Annotated in this window: 11 protein-coding genes (1 of these 11 cut by a window edge); 5 read left to right on the top strand and 6 right to left on the bottom strand. The window is 45.0% G+C overall.

Annotation, left to right across the window (positions count from 1 at the left end; translation table 11 throughout):
* The first annotated feature begins 145 nt into the window (after nt 1-145).
* Together C9991_RS04655 and C9991_RS04650 are read left to right on the top strand one after the other, a co-directional pair.
* Complete coding sequence (locus tag C9991_RS04655) at nt 146-1,138, top strand: malate dehydrogenase (RefSeq protein WP_106811407.1); 993 nt, start codon at nt 146-148, stop codon at nt 1,136-1,138.
* A gap of 635 nt (nt 1,139-1,773) precedes the next feature.
* Nucleotides 1,774-2,799 (top strand): IS110 family RNA-guided transposase, encoded by a 1,026-nt coding sequence (locus C9991_RS04650; RefSeq protein ID WP_106810849.1) that lies wholly within the window; start codon nt 1,774-1,776, stop codon nt 2,797-2,799.
* Nucleotides 2,800-3,747: 948 nt separating this feature from the next.
* Here the strand turns inward: C9991_RS04650 and rpsU are convergent.
* From rpsU to C9991_RS04625, 5 genes are all read right to left on the bottom strand, one after another.
* Entirely contained in the window at nt 3,748-3,939 is a 192-nt protein-coding gene (rpsU, locus tag C9991_RS04645) for a 30S ribosomal protein S21 (protein WP_106811406.1), read from the bottom strand.
* A gap of 252 nt (nt 3,940-4,191) precedes the next feature.
* Nucleotides 4,192-5,139, bottom strand: coding sequence for a peptidoglycan DD-metalloendopeptidase family protein (locus C9991_RS04640; RefSeq protein ID WP_106811750.1), 948 nt, complete (start codon nt 5,137-5,139; stop codon nt 4,192-4,194).
* A gap of 234 nt (nt 5,140-5,373) precedes the next feature.
* On the bottom strand, nt 5,374-7,575 hold the full coding sequence (recG, locus tag C9991_RS04635; RefSeq protein WP_106811405.1) for an ATP-dependent DNA helicase RecG: 2,202 nt from the start codon (nt 7,573-7,575) through the stop codon (nt 5,374-5,376).
* A 112-nt stretch (nt 7,576-7,687) separates the two neighbouring features.
* On the bottom strand, nt 7,688-8,359 hold the full coding sequence (locus C9991_RS04630; protein WP_106811404.1) for a 2-C-methyl-D-erythritol 4-phosphate cytidylyltransferase: 672 nt from the start codon (nt 8,357-8,359) through the stop codon (nt 7,688-7,690).
* A gap of 19 nt (nt 8,360-8,378) precedes the next feature.
* Complete coding sequence (locus C9991_RS04625) at nt 8,379-8,927, bottom strand: DJ-1 family glyoxalase III (protein WP_106811749.1); 549 nt, start codon at nt 8,925-8,927, stop codon at nt 8,379-8,381.
* 230 nt (nt 8,928-9,157) lie between these two features.
* On the opposite strand from C9991_RS04625, the gene C9991_RS04620 reads away from it, so the two are divergent.
* The 3 genes from C9991_RS04620 to C9991_RS04610 all read left to right on the top strand — a co-directional run bounded on the left by C9991_RS04620 (nt 9,158) and on the right by C9991_RS04610 (nt 13,362).
* The gene (locus tag C9991_RS04620; protein ID WP_106811403.1) at nt 9,158-10,042 is read left to right on the top strand and encodes an NAD kinase; all 885 of its coding nucleotides are present in this window, start codon (nt 9,158-9,160) and stop codon (nt 10,040-10,042) included.
* A 57-nt stretch (nt 10,043-10,099) separates the two neighbouring features.
* On the top strand, nt 10,100-11,761 hold the full coding sequence (locus C9991_RS04615; protein ID WP_106811748.1) for an ABC transporter ATP-binding protein: 1,662 nt from the start codon (nt 10,100-10,102) through the stop codon (nt 11,759-11,761).
* Between the two features lie 68 nt (nt 11,762-11,829).
* On the top strand, nt 11,830-13,362 hold the full coding sequence (locus tag C9991_RS04610) for a sulfatase (protein WP_106811402.1): 1,533 nt from the start codon (nt 11,830-11,832) through the stop codon (nt 13,360-13,362).
* Between the two features lie 328 nt (nt 13,363-13,690).
* On the opposite strand, the gene C9991_RS04605 is transcribed toward C9991_RS04610, so the two are convergent.
* Nucleotides 13,691-16,368, bottom strand: the 3' portion of a protein-coding gene (locus C9991_RS04605; protein ID WP_106811401.1) for a LamG-like jellyroll fold domain-containing protein. It continues 1,447 nt past the right edge of the window; 2,678 of the gene's 4,125 nt are visible here — the last part of the coding sequence; its start codon lies beyond the right edge, outside the window; the stop codon is at nt 13,691-13,693.

Here is a 16,368-nt window from a genome sequence, read left to right as displayed (position 1 = left end):
AGATTTAACAACACTTTAAAAACGGTATATCGTTTGCAGTAAATAAAAAAAAATGTATCTTTGCAGTGCCAACCTCAAACAAGAGGCATGGCTAAAAAAGTATATCATAATTTATATAAACATAAATAATTAAAGCTTATTTATTATGGCATTTTTAAGTAACGAAAAACTCTTGATCGTCGGTGCAGGCGGCATGATTGGTTCAAACATGGTACAGAGCGCTCTTATGCTCGGTCTTACTCCTAACATTTGTCTTTACGACATCTACGAGCCGGGTGTACACGGTGTATTCGACGAGATGCAGCAATGCGCATTCCCTGGTGCTAACCTCTCTTATACAGTAGATCCTAAGGAGGCTTTCACAGGCGCTAAGTACATCATCTCTTCTGGCGGTGCTCCTCGTAAGGACGGCATGACACGTGAGGACCTCTTGAAGGGTAACTGCAAGATCGCTGCCGAGTTCGGCGACAACATCAAGAAGTACTGCCCGGACGTAGAGCACGTTGTTGTTATCTTCAACCCGGCTGACGTTACAGCCCTTACAGCCCTTATCCACTCTGGTTTGAAGCCAAACCAGCTCACATCACTTGCTGCTCTTGACTCTACACGTTTGCAGCAGGCTCTCGCCCTTGAGTTCGGCGTACAGCAGGACAAGGTAACTGGCGCTCACACATACGGTGGCCACGGCGAGCAGATGGCTGTATTTGCTTCGCAGGTTAAGGTAGACGGCAAACCTCTCTCAGAGATGGGTCTTTCTGACGAGCGTTGGGAGGAGATCAAGCACCACACAGTACAGGGTGGCTCTAACATCATCAAGCTTCGTGGCCGCTCTTCATTCCAGAGCCCTGCCTACAACGCTGTTAAGATGATTGAGGCTGCTATGGGTGGCGAGAAGTTCACATTGCCAGCAGGTTGCTATGTAAACTGCGACAAGTGCGGCTTCAAGAACGTAATGATGGCTATGCCTTCTACTATCGACAAGACTGGTGTTCACTTCACAGAGCCTGCTGGCACTGAGGAGGAGATGGCAAGCCTCGCTAAGTCGTACGAGCACCTCTGCAAGATGCGCGATGAGATTGTAGAGCTTGGCATCGTTCCTGCTGTTGAGAAGTGGAACGAGTTGAACCCTAACCTCTAATAACAAGAGAGTTAAAAAAACTCGAACAAATATAGCCGGGTCTCGCTGTTTGCGAGGCTCGGTTTTTTTTGCTTTCACTTATACTAAAAGCCAAACAACCACAATAATTAAATAAGGTTCATCCGGAATTTGGAGTGATAGAATTGTAAATTGCAGTTTATCGGGGATAGGCTCTTGTACTTGTATCTCCTTTGCTTGTAATTCCCACAGAATGCACAGACCACACTCTAAGTTTGCAGAAGAAAGCAATTAGGCTAAATAATCAAGGTAAAACTATGATTGCTAAAGACAGTTTCGTACCTTTGTTGTAAAAAGGTAGAATCGGTCTGTCGAAGAGGTAAACCAAAGATCGCACAAGNCACACTCTAAGTTTGCAGAAGAAAGCAATTAGGCTAAATAATCAAGGTAAAACTATGATTGCTAAAGACAGTTTCGTACCTTTGTTGTAAAAAGGTAGAATCGGTCTGTCGAAGAGGTAAACCAAAGATCGCACAAGTCTGAAGACTATGTTCTGTTTCGGACCTCATCGACATAGTTGCAAAGACCAGATAGAAAGTTATCGGCTCTGAGCCTTGTTAGAGTGTTAGTCCATACAACTATTGACCAATTCTACATAACTAAAATCGTACAAAGATATGAAGAATTTATTTATTGGAGTTGATTTTTCGAAAGAAAAAGTTGATGTGGCTATCATTTTTGCAGATGGACTGACAGAAACAGCTGCACGAATGTTTAACGAGTTCAAGACAACTGTGTCTGGCTACAAGCAACTGGTCAAGTGGGTGGAGCAGAATTCCTACGGCATCGACTCTTCCCTGTGGCTCTTCTGTGGAGAGAATACGGGCGACTACAGCAAGGGACTGTGCAACTTTCTCTATGGTAAAGGCTACGACATGTGGCTTGAGAATGCCAAGAGCATCAAGGATGCATCAGGTCTCAGACGATTGAAGTCGGACCGCGCCGACGCCTCGATGATTGCCGAATACGCAATGAGGAATTACGACAGAGCCATTATGTACGAGCCACTTAGCGAGTCACTTGCACAACTGCGCGAACTGTTTCTGTATCGTCAGATGGTTATAAGACACAGATGCAGCTTTCAAGTGCGCAGAGGCGAGAAGAAACTCACAATGGAGAAGTCTCCTGTCAAGACAATGATCTCGCAGAGCGGAAGGCATATCGTGTCTGAACTCAACAAGGAAGTAGAGAAAATAGACAAGCGAATCGCCGAGCTCATCAAGTCAGACGAGGAACTCACCGAGGTGTTCACAATCGTGACCTCGGTGCCTGGTATAGGAACGCAGAATGCTGTCTGTCTGATGGTATACACCGACAACTTCCGTCGTTTCAACTACGATTCAAGGAAGATTGCCTGCTACTACGGCATAGCCCCATTCGGCAAGGATTCGGGCACCAGCGTGCATTCAGATCCTCGTGTGCACTATATGGCGAACCGTCAGATAAAGTCCATGCTGACGCAGGCTGCACTGGCTGCCGTGAACTTCAATCCTGTTATTGCAAGGTACTATATGCGTCTCGTGGAACGTGGAAAGAAGAAGCAGGTTGCACTGAACAATGTGAAGAACAAACTCGTGCATTTGGTCACTGCCATGGCCAGAAACCGCCAGCTTTATACCCCAGAATATAAAATCTCAGCTTAAAATGAAAATAATGGTCAAAACATTTGGATTTTAACATAGAAAGCAGAAGGCTACGGGCTTAAGGTTTTGGAATCCACAGAGCGTATAGACGCTGCGCGTCATACGACAGAAGGCACAGAATTGATTGCTTGTGTAGCGTCGCCGAGGTTAAGCATGGTTCGCCGCCTATGGCGGCGCAAGCGATCATTTCTGTGGATTCTTGTCTCGCGAAGCGTAGACCATTCTGTGGATTCGAAGAGCTTAAGCCCGTAGGCTTCTGTGTGGTCTGTGCATTCTGTGGGAACTACATACAAAAGAACTACAAGTAAAATTATACGTTCATTATACGAGCTATAAATTATACGTTCATTATACGAGCTATAAATTATACGTCTATTATACGAACATCAAGACGCCAACCTCCACGATAACCTCCAGCTTGTGTCACTCCAAATATCGGATGAACCCCAAAAAATGTATTATTGCAGCGTTTTAAATGACAGTATAAGACGTTGATAACATATAAATTCGATCTATGCTTGCTATCAAACGAACCTTTGCTTGCTGTCAAACGTATCTTTGCTTGCTATCAAACGTATCTATGCTTGCTAGCAAACGAACCTTTGCTTGCTGTCAATAACACCCAACCCTTAACACTCCATCTTACACCTTATTTACAACACGGTAAAGGCTTCTATAGGCTAATGCGTGCAAGATAAATCGGTGTGGGGTACGTATGAAAAAAAAAGATGGCAAAAGACGCACCCTTAGAGAGGGGAAAGCATCTTTTGCCATCTCGCTGATACCATGCACACGACGTGTCGCATGCTGGACTTAATATCTATAAATGATTATATGTCTAAGTGTTTGTACACCTCCTGGTCCATCCGACACGATGCGACGCCTTTGTTAGAGAGGGAGCGACGCATGGTCTGTTAGTTGTTGAACAATAGCTAAAAGGAATATATATTATTCCTCGTTAGCGCGGAGCTGCTGAACATAGATAGCGTGCTCCATCTTGAGTCTCTTCAAAACAGAAGGCTTGTTGTACTGCTGGCGTGCGCGCAACTCCTTAACAACACCTGTCTTTTCGAATTTTCTCTTGAACTTCTTGAGAGCTCTTTCGATGTTCTCACCATCTTTAACTGGTACAATAATCATTTTGTTTTCTTTTTATTTATTTGGTTATACAATAATTTCGTAAAAACGGCACCATGCCGTAATTGCGGGTGCAAAGTTACTGATTATTTGTGAATTAGCAAAGTTTTTCGCCATGTTTTACGCTTTTAACCCGCGAAATGGATAAAGAAAAGGCATCAGAAAGGAGCTCACGCTTCTCGTCTGATGCCAGATTCTAATACAAATGGTAAAATCGTTATTGCACGAACCATATCGACGCTAGGCCTCAAGAGGTTACGAGTAGCGCAGGATTTGACCTGGACGCAGACGCATTGTCTTTGTGATATGGTTGAGCTTGCAAATCTTCTCGATAGACACACCGCGCTTTTTGGATATAGCCTCAAGCGTTTCGCCCTTGGCAACCTTGTGATACTGCACCTGGTCGGTAAGACCTGATGTCATGCGCTTGTTTGTGGCAAAGTCGTTGTCGGAATTCTCACGAGCCATAGTAGAACCGTCTTGCTTGCCACGCAAACGTGTGGCTGTAGCCGATTCGGCATCGTATGTGGAACGACTGAATGCATAATAATCGCCCGTTACATCTTGCTCGCGGAAGTCGAACATAAGAGCTGGGTTAAGAGCTACGCCGCAAAGACGTGTCTCGAAATGTAGGTGAGAACCTGTGCTTCGTCCTGTGTTGCCACCAAGACCTATAACATCGCCAGCGCGAACCTCTTGGTTCTCCTGAACCAACTGCTTGGATAGATGGCCGTATATAGTCTCAAGACCATTGTTGTGACGGATGACAATGTACTTGCCATAACCTCCACCCTCGTAACGCACAATACGAACCTTGCCTGAGAATGCAGCGCGGATAGTGTCGCCGATATATACCTTGATGTCAAGACCTTTGTGCTGACGTCCCCAGCGCGAACCAAAATTACTGGTTATTACACGGCTCGTGGTGGGCATGCAGAAATGACGTAGGTCTATGCGGTAATTCTCGGGCAGCTCGGTAGCGCGATGAGCGTAACGGTTGTCCCAATTGGCATAAAGCTCGGATGCTGGTGATTCTGATTCTTCTCTCACAGATATGCTGCGAAGCATAATAGTGTCGACGGCTGCCATCTTGCGGTCAACTGGTGCTTGTCTGGCAAGAAGGTCTTGTCCATGTGCGGGCACTGCAGCAACAGCCAACATGAGAGATATTGCAAATGTTTTAATAGTTTTCTTCAAATTCATTTCGTTAGACTTCTTTTTTAATTGGAACAAGTATATCATTCCTTCAAAAGGTGGTCGTTGAACAAGAATAAAAGTTCAACATCATTTGTAATGCCAGGATAGCATTTTTGTAATTGCAATGCAAAATTACAGAAAATATTGCACATTATTGCAAAAACAATGGTACGTTAACAGTTTTTGTAACAGATTTAACAATTAAACGAGTTCATTCTTAATGAATTAGCGTTTTTAACGTTAGGATATGGCAGCCCAATTGATGTTGGTGTCGCGCAGTTGGCGCAGGCGTCGCCACAGCATGGCATACTCGTTTGAGGTGCATGTTGGGTCGGCATCTATTATCTTTTGTGCCTCCTGGCGTGCAAGTGCAACAAGCTGGCCGTCGCGTGCTATGTCGGCTATCTTAAGGTCGAAGGCAATACCGCTCTGCTGTGTACCTTCGAGATCGCCTGGACCTCGCAGCTTGAGGTCGGCCTCGGCTATGCGGAACCCGTCGTTGGTATCGCACATTATGTCGATGCGCTTGCGCGTTATATCGGACAATTTATATGTTGTAACAAGTATGCAATAGCTTTGCTCGGCTCCACGGCCTACACGTCCACGCAGCTGATGTAGCTGGGAGAGGCCAAAGCGTTGGGCATCGAGTATAACCATAACAGATGCGTTGGGCACATTTACGCCTACCTCGATAACGGTGGTTGCTACAAGTATCTGTGTTTCGCCGCTGACAAACTTCTGCATCTCGGCATCTTTCTCGGCAGACTTCATCTTGCCGTGCACCTTACTGATATGAAACTCGGGAAATATATCGCACAGGGCGGCATAACCTTCCTCAAGATTCTTCAGATCGCTCTTCTCGCTCTCGGTTATAAGCGGATAAACCACGTATACCTGTCGACCAAGACGTATCTGCTGACGAATACCGTTGTATAGAGTAGTCATCTGGTTGTCGTATCGGTGTATGGTTTGCACGGGCTTGCGTCCTGGCGGCAACTCGTCTATCACACTAACGTCGAGGTCGCCATATATGGTCATGGCAAGAGTGCGCGGTATAGGCGTAGCTGTCATCACGAGTATATGTGGAGGATTCTCGCTTTTGGCCCATAGGCGTGCACGTTGGGCAACACCAAAACGGTGCTGCTCGTCGATAACTGCTACGCCAAGTCGCTGAAAACGCACAGTATCCTCGAGTATGGCATGCGTGCCTACAAGTATCTTTACATCGCCCGAGAGCAATCCCTCAAGCACCTCGCGGCGCCTTTTGCCCTTTACTACACCTGTGAGCAACTCAACACGTATGTCCATGCCCTTAAGAAAAGCCTGTATGGTGTCGAGATGTTGCTCGGCAAGAATCTCGGTAGGCGCCATGATGCAGGCTTGAAATCCATTGCCCAAGGCTATAAGCATAGTCATTAGAGCCACGAGTGTCTTGCCCGAACCTACATCGCCCTGCAACAGGCGATTCATCTGACGGCCCGAGCACATGTCGTTGCGTATCTCGTGCATAACACGTTTCTGGGCTCCGGTAAGCTCGAACTTGAGGTTGTCGGAATAAAAACGGTTGAAGTCGGCACCTACCCTATTGAATATGTAGCCACGATACTTGCGGCGGTGGTCGCTGGCATAACGCAGAATGTTGAGTTGTACGTAGAAGAGTTCTTCAAACTTGAGACGCTCGCGCGCTTGCTTCATCTCTATGGCATTCTTGGGATAATGAACACAACGCATGGCTGCATCGCGCGACATAAGATGAAGGCGACGTGTGATGAAATCGGGTAGAGTCTCGGCAAGAGGTGTGGTTATCTTCTGAAGCATAGCCTTGACTACCTTCTCGAGCGAGCGTGATGTGAGTCCGCGCTTCTTCATAAGCTCGGTTGTGGTATAATATGGCTGCATGCCCATCTCGGAAAGCTTAAGGTCGGAGGCACGATCTATCTCGGGATGAGAGAACTGGAAACGTCCACCATACACAGTAGGACGTCCGAAGACTATATAATCCTCGTTGACCTTATACGTCTTGTACACATACTGCGCTCCGGAGAACCACACAAGGTCTACCACACCACGACCATCTGTAAAATGAGCAACAACACGCTTCTTGCGTGCCGACATCTCAAACTCCTCAAACGACAGTATCTTACCACGTATCTGTACAAACGGCATATCGCTTGTCAGTTCGTGTATGGCATAAATGCGACTTCTATCCACATATTTATATGGATAGTACTCGAGCAAATCGGCCCATGTGCGCACGTTGAGCTCGCGGTTGAATATCTCCTTACGTTGCGGTCCGACGCCAGGCAGAAACATTATGTCTTGAGAGAGAATGTCCAAGTTTGGGAGTTTTGAATTGTGAATGTTGAGTTTTGAATTGTGAGTTATTGCCTTTGGTATTTTTGAATTGTGAGTTTTGAGTTTTGAATTGTGCGCTTTGCGCATTTTGAATTATTGAGTTTTGAATTATGAATTGTTGAGTTGCGAATTCTTAATTCCTAATTGAATAATTCCTAATCGGCGTAGCCGACAATTCCTAATTCCTAATTCGTAATTCCTAATTCTTCTTGCTGATTATATCTGCAAGAAGCAAGTCGAACGGAGTTGTAAGCTTGATATTCTCGCGATTGCCATCCACCATTGTAACCTTAAGTCCCATTGCCTCTACTACAGATGCGTCGTCGGTAAAGGCATCGCTATAAGGCTGACGAAAGGCTTGCTTAAGCAACTGTATATCGAAAGCCTGTGGAGTCTGCACGGTGCGGAAATTGTTGCGCTGAACATTATAGCCTCCGTCATCGGTTACACGTCGAAGAGTATCTGTAACAGGCAATACGGGAAGAGCAGCTCCGTGCTTGCGGGCAGCCTCGAAGCAACGGGCAATAGTTTCTTCGGACACAAACGGACGAACACCATCGTGTATGCCAACAACACCATTGGCATCATCGGGCAATGCTGATACTCCATTCTGCGAAGAATGAAAGCGTGTGGCTCCACCATCAACTACCTTATGATTGATTGAAAAATGGTACTTGACACATAGTTGGCGCCAATAGTCTTGCTGCTCGCGTGGCAGAACAAGGATGATACCCAACTCGGGATTGTAATGGTAGAAACGCTCTATGGTGTGCATAAGCACTGGTTTGCCTGCAATAGGCAAGAACTGCTTGGGAAGGTCGCCGCCCATACGCAAGCCCTTGCCACCAGCTACTATTATTATATAATCCACCTTACTAAGAATTTTGTCGTTAATAATACATCATACCCTTCTTCATCTCCTCCACTACACGCTCACCCTTGAACTGACCAAGCAATGCGTAGGCATAGGCAAGTGTGGCACCAGGGCCCTTGCCAGTAATGATGTTGCCGTCAATAGTGAATGGAGCAGCAGTATATACGGCACCGTCGAGTTGATCCTCGAAACCAGGATAGCATGTGGCTTTCTTGCCACGCAACAACCCTAAATGACCCAACACCATAGGACCTGCACAAATGGCACCTATCAACTTTTCATTAGCAGCATGTGCCACCAATGCACGACGCACACCGTCGTGCTCGTCGATGTTCTTAGCTCCTGGCATACCGCCAGGAATAAGCAGAAGGTCGGCATCATCGAAGTTGACATCCTCAAACAGCATATCAGCCTTGACCTGTACACCGTGGGCCGATGATACCATCAAATCGCCACTGACGCTAACAGTCTTAACATCCAATCCTCCGCGACGCAATACGTCTACTGGGCCCAACGCCTCGATATCCTCGAAGCCGTTGGCAAGAAATTCGTATACCTTTGCCATATCGTGTTTTTTAATTGTTGGTTTCTCCTTTTCTTTTACCTTGGGACGAAGAACGTTGAACGGATCGGCTATCTTGTCATTGTCCTCGTCTTTCTTCTTCAAAGAATAGAATCGTGCCATAAGTTTGCAATTTTATTGTTTTAACTATTGCAAACTTACTCATTTTTTTTCAAATATGCTATAAATTCTGTACTTTTGTAATTAGATAACAAACAATAGACATATCTGTAATGACAAATAAGCATCTGACATTCGCCATATTCGGCAATTCGTTCCAGCCACGCAAGTCGCAATCGCTGATGCGTGTGCTCGACTTCCTTCGCAGCAAGGGAGCAAGCATTATATTCGACCGCACATTCTACGACTTCCTTACTGCTGAACAGAATCAGGAACTTGGCGAGGTAGGCACATTCGAAGGCGATGACTTCAATGCCGACTACGTGATATCAATGGGAGGCGATGGAACCTTTCTTAAAGCGGCAGTGAGGGTTGGCATTAAGTCGATTCCACTTATAGGCATAAATATGGGACGTCTCGGATTTCTTGCCGATGTGTTGCCTGGAGAAGTGGAGACGGCATTGCAGGCTGTACTTGAAGGCAACTATAACATAGAGGAGCACACAGCCATACAGATATCTACAAATGGAGGCGACTTTGACGGATGCCACTATGCATTGAACGACATTGCTGTGCTGAAAAGAGACATCGCATCGATGATTGGCATACATACAAGTATTGACGGCAGTTTCCTTGTAAACTATCAGGCCGACGGACTGATTGTATCAACACCTACAGGGTCGACAGCCTATTCGCTATCTAACGGAGGTCCTATCATCGTACCGCAAACCCGTACTTTGTGTCTTACACCTGTGGCGCCGCATAGCCTAAACATTAGACCTATCGTGATAAGCGACTCGTCGACGGTGACTCTTGAGGTAGAGTCAAGATCGCACAACTATCTTGTTGCGGTGGACGGCAGAAGCTACACTATGCACGAGGGATCGACTGTAACAATAAGCAAGGCTCCATTTGTGACAAGAATTGTAAAGCCAAACGGTAGACGCTACTTCTCATCACTTAGAGACAAGATGATGTGGGGGGCCGACAAGAGATAAAGCGACATCTCGTCTTTTAGTATTCTGCCACTAAACCTAAAACTGACCCATATTATGATAAAACTAAACACGCTACTTAAAATACCAAAAACCAAATATCCCACACGCACTATACTTGCTTGGCTGTGGGAGGCTTGGCGAGGCAATCGGTTGCAAGCTGTGCTCAACGCTCTTATCGGTGTGGCCGATGTGGTGTTGAGTCTGGCTCAGGTGTGGGCGGTAAAGCATGCCATTGATGTGGCGTCGGGTGCCGACACAGGCTCTATATACTGGGCAGTAGGTATTATGGCTGCTCTTATTCTGGGCAATTTTGCTATTAATATTTCTGGTGTTTGGGTGAGAAACATTCTTGGCATACGCGCGCAAAACCGTATGCAACAACAAATGCTAAACCGTATCATGCAGTCGGAATGGCATAGCAAGGCTCACCATCACTCGGGAGATATACTTAACCGACTTGAGATTGACGTGTCGAACGTTGTGACATTCCTGACAGAGACCATACCTAACACACTCTCGGTACTGATGATGTTCATCGGCGCCTTTTTCTGTCTGTTCGCAATGGACAAGACACTGGCTGTGATTCTCGTGGCTATAATTCCATTGTTTCTTGCAGTAAGCAAGATATATATGCAACAGATGCGACGCCTTACACGCGAGGTACGAGACTCGGACAGTAGAGTTCAGGCTGTGATGCAAGAGACTATACAACACCGTATGGTTATAAAGACACTTGAGGCTTGCAACGATATGGTGCAACGGCTTGAGAACACTCAGGCAAAACTTAGAGAGAATGTGGTGAGACGCACATCGTTCTCTATCTTCTCCAACTTTATTATCAACTTCGGTTTTGCATTGGGATATCTCATTGCTTTCCTTTGGGCTGCACTAAGAATGTCGGCTGGCACACTTACATTTGGTGGAATGACTGCTTTTCTGCAATTGGTAAACAAGATACAGAGTCCGGCAAGAAATCTTACTAAACTTGCTCCTGCTTTCGTGAGCGTATTCACTGCAGCTGAACGTCTTATGGAATTGGCAGCTGAACCTCTTGAGGAGCAAGGCGAACCCATAACGGTTGGTGCTCCTTGCGGCATACGCCTAGAAAACGTAACATATAAATACGAAGACGGAACAAAGAATGTTATATCCAATTTGTCGTTCGACTTCCGACCTGGTTCGTGTACGGCAATCCTTGGAGAAACGGGGGCTGGCAAGACTACGCTTGTGCGTATGCTATTGGCTCTGATGAAACCTAAAGAGGGCAGAATAGTATTATATAATGACATGGAAGAACATACGCTGTCGCCACGAATGCGCTGCAACTTTGTATATGTGCCTCAAGGCAATACACTTATGAGCGGAACAATACGAGAAAATCTTAGGCTGGGTAAACCTTCGGCTACTGATGAGGAAATGAAGGAGGCATTGTTGATGAGTTGTGCCGACTTTGTATTCTCACTACCTGATGGTCTGTCTACTAAATGCGGAGAACAAGGCGGCGGATTGTCGGAAGGACAAGCTCAACGCATTGCCATTGCAAGGGCATTGCTACGAGACAAACATATTATGGTATTCGACGAGGCGACATCGGCTCTTGACGGTGATACGGAATGTAGGCTGCTTGGAAACATACTTGACAATAACAGTCGTACTGTGATATTCATCACTCACAGACCTGCGGTTCTGCAATACTGCAACGAACAACTACATCTGTAAATTCAGAAGAATAATAAACAAACAAAACCTATATACCTATGAACAAATCAATTTTAAGTCTTGCCACAATGATGGCTGTGGCATCTAACGTAGATGCTGCTAACGGCACTGGCCAACAAAACTCAACACAACAGAACAAACGACCTAACATCATCTTCTTTCTTGTGGATGATATGGGTTGGCAGGATACTTCGCTGCCTTTCTGGACACAAAAAACTCACTATAATGAGGTGTACGAAACGCCAAACATGGAGCGACTTGCAAAGAGGGGCATGATGTTCACTCAGGCCTATGCGGCAAGTGTTAGTTCGCCATCACGTTGCAGCTTAATTACTGGCGCCAATAATGCTCGACACAGAGTTACCAACTGGACTTTGGAAAGAGACAAGTCGGTTGACTTTCCAAGTGATGTAGTGAATTGTCCCGACTGGAATATAAATGGCGTGTCGCAGGTTGAAGGCACTCCTAATACTTATGTGGCTACATCTTTCGTCGACTTGTTAAGACAGAATGGGTATCATACAATACATTGCGGAAAGGCTCACTTTGGTGCAATGGACACTCCAGGAGAAAATCCAACACACTGGGGATTTGAGGTTAATATCGCTGGACATGCAGCTGGAGGTCTTGCTACATATCTTAGCGAACTTAACTACGGCCATAAGAAGGACGGAACACCTACCTCTTTGATGTCTATCCCAGGACTGGAGAAGTATTGGGGTACCGGAACTTTCGTAACTGAGGCTCTTACAAAAGAGGCTATCGGGGCTCTTAACAAGGCTAAGAAATACAACCAGCCATTCTTCCTATATATGTCACACTACGCAATACATATCCCTGTAGATCGCGACGAACGCTTCTTCTCTAAATATGTACGCAAGGGATTATCGGACAAGGAGGCTGCATACGCTTCGCTTATCGAAGGCATGGACAAGAGTTTGGGCGACTTAATGGACTGGGTTGATAAAAGTGGAGAGGCTGATAATACTATAATTATTTTTATGAGTGACAACGGCGGATTGGCAACCAACCCTAAATGGCGCGATGGGGAATTGTATCATCAGAACTATCCTTTGAATAGTGGCAAATGCTCACTGTACGAGGGAGGTATTCGTGAACCGATGATTGTAGATTGGCCTGGTGTTACTGAACCTTCATCTAAATGCGATAAGTACACTATGATTGAGGATTTCTATCCTACTATCCTTGAGATGGCTGGTATAAGAAAGTATAAAACAGTTAATCCTATCGATGGTATTTCTATGGTTCCAATGCTTAGACAGACTGGGGATACATCTAAGGGTCGAGCATTGATATGGAACTTCCCTAACATCTGGGGTAATAATGGTCCTGGTATCAATCTAAACTGTGCCATCCGAAAGGACGAATGGAAACTTGTATACAACTACGATACTGGCAAGAAGGAACTATATAACATACCTAACGACATAAGCGAGGAACACAATGTGGCAAGCTCACATCCTGATATAGTTAAACGCCTGTCAAAAGAGTTGGGCGATTATTTAAGAAAAGTTGACGCTCAGCGTCCATCATTTAAGAAAACTGGTAAGCCTTGTCCTTGGCCTGACGAAATAATCTAAGGACATTAGCTGAATATCTAAAGTTTGTATAAAATACATTTATTATTTGGTCATGATGTAAGAAATATTCATTATTACTTACAGACAATATAATAAGCGTCCCTTCATTCGAACTTATCGAACGAAGGGACCACCAACTGCTCTACATTCGCCACAGAGTGTGAACGACATATGCCCAAACCGAACATACATAACATCATTTGAACAATATTTTAGCATGTGAACATGAATGAGAAACAGAAAACAAAAACAATATTGATTTACAAATATCTTGTGTAAATCAATATTGTTCTTGTTGCTATAAAAAATTCAAAAGAGGATAAGATTCCTATTTGGAACGCAAAAGTTTTTTCTTTCCATCAATGATATAGAGACCCTTGCCAGGCTTATTCACCTTCATTCCACTAAGATTGTAAATACCCTTCACTGAAGATGTTTCTTTCTTAAAGCTTTCGATACCAGTCGAAGAATCGTTGAACGTCAACTCGCCATCGGCATAGAGAGTCTTTACATCGTCACTAGAAATAGCACGGTCATATATACGGAAGTCGTCATAAACATGATCACAATATGCATCCTGTGCCCACTGCGAACGTCCAAGCCAGTTTTGAGTTGTCTCACCCATATCCTTCGGGTAAATAAGTTTTGCGTTATCACCCTCACCAGCAAGTTCTCCATTGAGATAAACTTTCATCTCGGCACCTTGCTGTGTAATGACTACATGATTCCATTCAGTTGTCGACCATTTCATTGGTACAGTAAAGTCGAATGCACCCTTAGCACATGTTATCTTATACTTCATATTTGAACCACCAGCTGCGGCAATCATGAATATACCAGTACCAGAACCAAAGTCGAATACACGTCCTTTACCACCAGGTAGCTTTATCCATGTGGCAATAGTAAAGTCTTCAAGGCGACTCACCGTTCCCTTTCCAAGGTCGATGTATGCCTTACTGTTCTTTGTTAGTTTAGCAGCATAACCACTATTGCGTCCTTCTGTAAATACTGTCGAGTTGAGGAAAGTTCCATCATATGGTCCCCACTCGTCGTAAGAAACACTACCTTCATTTTCATCGAATGCGAGGTGCAAATATTTGCCAGCCTGTGGAGTAGCTTCAAGTACAGTTGTCTCATTACCCGAACCTGCTTCATTCCACGGCTGCACCTTATAAAAGTACGTCTGTCCATTCTTTAGGTTGCTGTCTATAAAACTTGTGGCATCTACCTTCTCGGCTATCACATTAAATTCGCCATCAGATTTGTCAGCACGCATTATGCGGTAAAACGTATCATAAGCAAATGCCCAACGCAATGACGCACTACCCGAACCAGCCGAAATACGCACTTGATACATATCTTCTGGTATACCGAAGGCCTTTGTCTTAACTTCAACAACTTCAGAAACAGGACGCTCAGCAGCCGAGTTAAGTGAATAGGCACGATAGAAGTATGTTGTATTGGGCTGCAGATTAACGTCTTGCCATTCTGTTTTATTGAGATTGTCAGCAACAACCTCAAATCCTTCTGTATTCTTTACAGAACGTTCTATACGATATGCCTTAGCTCCATCCACATTGTTCCAAGTGAGTTTTATAATCTTTGTAGAGATTGCCTCGCCTTTAAGTGTAGGAGCAGCGATGGCTGCATCACGTACAAATGTCTTTACACGAGAATAGATAGACTCTGTATCCTTGTACGAAATAGCCTTGATACGATATTCCACTTTTGAAATGCATGGTATAGCTTCAGTAAACTTGACAGTTGCACCTGCTTCATAGTCGGTACCGAGAATAAACTCACGGCATGTAGTGAAATCTGTCTCGTCGTCCATTCGACGCTCAAGGATGTACTTCTTACCAGTCTCACCATTGTGGTCGTACCAGCGTACAGTAATATTACGGTAGTCATTATCTATATCCATAATTGGGAACGGAGGACATATTTTCCATTCCTCCCACGGACGCTCCATCTTGTGATAAGAGAGGGCTGCCTTATGATCGCCATAGACCTTACCTGCAGGAGTCAACTCACCACCAAGAACAAGAGCACGACAATCCTGCACCCAATCGTATTCGAAGTAACGCTCAAGCAAGTCGCACTTATCAAGTGCAGGTAATGCTTCAGCCATAAACTGACGCTGTTTTTCTGCATTCGCTTTAGAGAGCGGACGAGTTATTTCTGTAGTTGAACCATCCTCATTATATATAATGTTGGAATTGGCATCACATTTCGGTCCCTTAGCTGTAGGCCAATACTCATTGGTCCAGTTTGCACCATTATTCCATTCAGTAATCCATACCGGACGCCCCTTACCTTTGTTTGAGAGTGTCTTTATACGGTCTACAAGCGAAGCACCGTTCTTATTTTCTTCATAGATATGTGCTACAGCAAAGTCGCAACGATATCCCAACTGTTCGATGAGATTGAAGAAATCACCATTCCATACCCAAACAGACGATGGAGCCGGTGAGCCAAGACGCAATCCACTCTTAAGCATCTCTGGCCACATCTCAATCACAGCATCTACTGATGCATTGGCTTGGTCAGGACGGTCAGGTTCGTTACAGCCAAGCAAATGGGTTACACCAGACTTTGAGTTAATGTCGTTCCATGACGGCCATCCGAGATTCTGTCGAATAGGCGAATACTCCACATCGGGATCATCACTCTTACCACCTACGTTCCAATCGTAGTTGCAAGTGATATTAAGTATATCTTTCTCACCATAACCATTGGCTTTACCCTTCTTAGAAGTATAGTTCCAGCGGAATACACGAACAAACGACACAAACTTCTCCATTCCCTCTGGCATTACTGGAACTTCAAGGTCTTCATCAGCAGCAATAAATACGCGACTGTAGCCCGTACCGTTAGCATTATTGGCAAGTGTTGCCATATAACCCTTCTTAAGCTTGAACGAGCGGATGCTATTATCCCATGTACCAAGATTGTTGTGATATGTATTGATTTCAAACTCTTTGGTATCACCCGTGAAATTCTCAC

The sequence above is a fragment of the Prevotella merdae genome (assembly GCF_900290275.1).
In the GTDB taxonomy this organism is placed as follows: Bacteria; Bacteroidota; Bacteroidia; order Bacteroidales; family Bacteroidaceae; genus Prevotella; species Prevotella merdae.
This window is presented reverse-complemented; position numbering and strand designations above follow the sequence as displayed.

Coding starts and splice junctions, on each gene's coding strand:
- C9991_RS04655 (WP_106811407.1), top strand. CDS start 146: ATGGCATTTTTAAGTAACGAAAAACTCTTGATCGTCGGTGCAGGCGGC.
- C9991_RS04650 (WP_106810849.1), top strand. CDS start 1,774: ATGAAGAATTTATTTATTGGAGTTGATTTTTCGAAAGAAAAAGTTGAT.
- rpsU (WP_106811406.1), bottom strand. CDS start 3,939: ATGATTATTGTACCAGTTAAAGATGGTGAGAACATCGAAAGAGCTCTC.
- C9991_RS04640 (WP_106811750.1), bottom strand. CDS start 5,139: ATGAATTTGAAGAAAACTATTAAAACATTTGCAATATCTCTCATGTTG.
- recG (WP_106811405.1), bottom strand. CDS start 7,575: ATGCGCAAAGCGCACAATTCAAAACTCAAAACTCACAATTCAAAAATA.
- C9991_RS04625 (WP_106811749.1), bottom strand. CDS start 8,927: ATGGCAAAGGTATACGAATTTCTTGCCAACGGCTTCGAGGATATCGAG.
- C9991_RS04620 (WP_106811403.1), top strand. CDS start 9,158: ATGACAAATAAGCATCTGACATTCGCCATATTCGGCAATTCGTTCCAG.
- C9991_RS04610 (WP_106811402.1), top strand. CDS start 11,830: ATGATGGCTGTGGCATCTAACGTAGATGCTGCTAACGGCACTGGCCAA.